The sequence below is a fragment of the Moraxella caprae DSM 19149 genome (assembly GCF_000426885.1).
Lineage (GTDB): Bacteria > Pseudomonadota > Gammaproteobacteria > Pseudomonadales > Moraxellaceae > Moraxella > Moraxella caprae.
Genome location: NZ_AUGF01000082.1, coordinates 1 through 3,474, shown reverse-complemented (window position 1 = coordinate 3,474; position 3,474 = coordinate 1). Strand labels below are relative to the sequence as shown.

4 protein-coding genes and 1 pseudogene are annotated in these 3,474 nt (G+C 32.7%); all 5 read right to left on the bottom strand.

The genetic code is table 11. The features are described from left to right. Positions 1–41: 41 nt before the first annotated feature. Positions 42–305: a hypothetical protein gene (locus tag K941_RS0112185; RefSeq protein WP_029103812.1), complete on the bottom strand. Its 264-nt coding sequence runs from the start codon at positions 303–305 to the stop codon at positions 42–44. Then, on the bottom strand, positions 292–843 hold the full coding sequence (locus K941_RS0112180; RefSeq protein WP_029103811.1) for a hypothetical protein: 552 nt from the start codon (positions 841–843) through the stop codon (positions 292–294). Before K941_RS0112180 ends, K941_RS0112185 begins: the two co-directional genes overlap by 14 nt. 413 nt (positions 844–1,256) lie before the next feature. Further along, a complete protein-coding gene (locus tag K941_RS18015) occupies positions 1,257–1,391 on the bottom strand; it encodes a hypothetical protein (RefSeq protein WP_265596830.1) in 135 nt (44 codons plus the stop codon). Positions 1,392–1,576: 185 nt separating this feature from the next. After that, a complete protein-coding gene (locus tag K941_RS0112165) occupies positions 1,577–1,888 on the bottom strand; it encodes a hypothetical protein (protein WP_029103809.1) in 312 nt (103 codons plus the stop codon). A 1,051-nt stretch (positions 1,889–2,939) separates the two neighbouring features. Next, positions 2,940–3,077, bottom strand: a pseudogene (locus tag K941_RS18140) (helix-turn-helix domain-containing protein); the annotation flags it as partial. Positions 3,078–3,474 lie beyond the last annotated feature (397 nt).

The window sequence follows — 3,474 nt, the reverse complement described above, 5'->3', positions numbered from 1 at the left end:
TTTTACGAAAGTCTAAGGAGTAGGTCATGGTATTTAAAGTTCTATTTAATGGATGTTAGGGTATTGTAGCATATTTGGGGTTTTTGGGGTGTATCTTCTTTTATATCAAGAATATTTTTATTAATTTCATATATCTCAGATGCGTCATTAGTTGCTTGCAACTTAACATTTTCTTTTCCAAGATTAACCATACCAATGCCCAATGACATGGTATTATTCCCAATACCTATCATAGACATAAATACTTCATTGGTTGATATATCATCTTTGATATATTTGTTGTTTGTGATTCTACGGTTGTTCATCTCTAAATTCCTCAAATTCATCAGTCAAGCTGATGTGATTGTCATAAACGGTTGAGTTTGGTTTTGTAATATACAATATCTCTCTATCACTTGGCAAGTGAAGGTGGATATGCTGAAATTGAATAAAATATTTAATACATATTTTATCTCCTATTTGGTATTTATCAAAATTTTCAGAGCTGTAAAAATGATTTACTGAGTAGCTAAATAAATCACCTTGTTCATTTCTTACATCAATAAAACTAGGTTTCCTACGAGTGCTCGATCTATTTTCGGTAAAAGAAAAGCCCTCTACAACCCCACAAATTTCATGATAAGACTTATTTTTTAAATGGTACTTAATTAACCTATTTGGTTCACTAAATGCAAAATACATCGCCAAGAGAAAAGACATTAGTGCAGCAAATACAAAAGCTAGTGTTTTTTTACCGCTCCACATGCCTTCTTTTTTATTTTCAATACAAATAAAAGTTATTATACCATAAAAAGCAATAAAAAACACATAAAATAAAATTCTAAATACAATAATTAAAAACATAAATATTTCTCAGGTGCAGACCATAATATTAGCAGCAAGAATCATGGCTTATAAGCTGGCAATGTTAGTGCTAAATAAGTATTGCTTTCTTTTCGTTTGGTACTTGAATTTTAGACATAATCGTCTCCTAGGGTTGGTTAAGATAATCGTATAAATAAAACTTTTTAAAGCCAAATATGTTATAGACTTCGACATATTGGACTTTTTTGCAGATATTGGGTTCAACTTTGAGAAAATCTTTAAAGTTTTGACCTAATGGAAATTTGAGCCATTCCTCTTGCTTGATACTTGCCCTGTGCTGTAATGGTAATATATCTCGGTCTATGTAATCCTCTCCGTTAATGACAATAATAGTATCATCAGAGTGTTTGGCTTTTTTTGTGCCAACCACATAAGCACAAGCCTCTTTAAACTTACCTCTCTGCTTTTATGACGGCAATATAAGGAAAAAATACCCATTGACAAAGTGCATATAAAATTAATATCACTCCGCCTGTTATTTCTATCATTCTTATTTGTTTTTTGTCTTTTTCTGTCATTTCACTCATAAATTTTCACCAAAATTATTATCAGTTTCTTTCTCGGTAGGTACTTGAATTCTAGATATCGTCGTCTCCTAAGTTAAGGTTGGTTAAGATAATCGTATAAATAAAACTTTTTAAAGCCAAAGATATTGTAAACTTCAACATATTGGACTTTTTTGCAGATGTTGGGTTCTATTTTTGATAAATGACTACGTTTTTTTAATAGGGAAATTATCCCAAACTATCTGTTTATTTGTTGGTAAAGTAGCAGAAATTGCAAATATATCAATATCATCATAATACTTGTCATTAATCATAATGATATTTTTGTGGGAAGCTTTTGTTTTTTCCCTACCAACCACATAAGCACAAGCTTTTTTAAACTCTCCTTTCTCTGCTTTTACTACCGCAATATAAGGAAAGAAAACCCATTGACACAGTGCATATAAAATTAATATCACACCGCCTGCTATTTCTATCATTCTTATTTGTTTTTTGTCTTTTTCTGTCATTTCACTCATAATCTTTTACCAAAATTATTATTGGTTTCTTTCTCGGTAGGTACTTGAATTTTAGACATAATCGTCTCCTAGGGTTGGTTAAGGTAATCGTATAAATAAAACTTTTTAAAGCCAAAGATGTTATAGACTTCAACATATTGGACTTTTTTGCAGATGGTGGGTTCCACAATCATGAAAGAATGATATTTTTTTCGAATTGGCAAATCACCTTTTTTGTCTTCATTAAAAAAACAGCACCTATTTTTGGCAGTATATCAAATTCTTTAAAATTATTATTTTCCAATTTAATAACAAACTGCTCAGCACTCCGTGTTGTTTTTTTCTTGTATCATAGGAATGAGGCATTTTTTGAGTACGGTTGTTATTTTTTAGCCATCATACGTCCGCTTATTGTGGAAGTCAAGATATTTTTTAAAATCAATAAAATCACCCCCTAAACCACACCGTCTTTGACCTTTGATGAAAACGAATATGTCCATCACCCAATATCACATCATCACCGACACCGCCATAAATCACATCACTGTCAGCTCGTAGGTTGGGTTGAACGATAGTGAAACCAAACGGTTTAAATCTTGAAATTGTTGGGTTTCGTGCCTCAATCCAACCTACGGTCTTCTTTTCAAACCCACATTTTTGTCGATTTTTAAAAACTTTAACCCTAGTATTTATAAGGGCTTATGCTTAGCTTGGAAAGAGGTTTGTTATACAAAATCCATAAAATAATCACCACGCCAATAGCAAAAGTTAAAAATGCAAAAAGCAAGTGAAACAAACCAAATGCCCAACCAATCAATCTTCCAACCAACCATTAGATTGTCGCCACGCACAACCTGCTTAAAATAGCCGTAGCAGTAATACTAGAAAAGCAAAAAGCAACCAAATGATAAACCAAATAATATCCCAACTACCATCTAGGTCGCCAAGTTGCAATGTGCCAAAACGTCAAAAAAAGGCAATAATATTTTGATTTTACCATGCTTTTCATCATGCTTCTTAGCATGTCTTGTTCTTATGGTGTGGCTTACGATAAACCAATTTGACATCTCCAATTTTTTGACTGTTCTCTTGGCATTGTTGAACAAGAACATCCTAAGATGCTTGCGATTTTGCTCGGTTTTATGCCTTGTGCAAGCATTAACATTATCTTTTCTCGTTCATTTATGCTAAGATGTTTGTAGGTGTTCATGGTTGCTTTTTTATTTGTGTGATAACAATATTATGAGTAATGATGAATATTTTTTCATTAGTTGTGATTGGACTGTATGTTTAAGGCTCAAAAACTGCAAAAGAAGATCTCAGATTACCTTTGTTCAAAAGAATTAGGTAGGGTTTAGGGGCGTATCAACAACCTTCACCATAGTGTAAACTTGCATAATTTGTCACGCAAGATTACAAAAAGAGAAAATCATATACCAACTATTTGAAAACCATCATACCCAAGCCAATATTAAATGCAGTTTTGGTAAATTTATTGATTGATAAATCATCATTAGACTTCCTGCAAAACTAGGCTTTCCGTTCGCCCCGAGCTTGTTGAGGGGTGGCGGAAAACCGTTATGGTTCGACAAGCTCACCACGAACGG

Coding starts and splice junctions, on each gene's coding strand:
- K941_RS18015 (WP_265596830.1), bottom strand. CDS start 1,391: ATGAGTGAAATGACAGAAAAAGACAAAAAACAAATAAGAATGATAGAA.
- K941_RS0112185 (WP_029103812.1), bottom strand. CDS start 305: ATGAACAACCGTAGAATCACAAACAACAAATATATCAAAGATGATATA.
- K941_RS0112165 (WP_029103809.1), bottom strand. CDS start 1,888: ATGAGTGAAATGACAGAAAAAGACAAAAAACAAATAAGAATGATAGAA.
- K941_RS0112180 (WP_029103811.1), bottom strand. CDS start 843: ATGTTTTTAATTATTGTATTTAGAATTTTATTTTATGTGTTTTTTATT.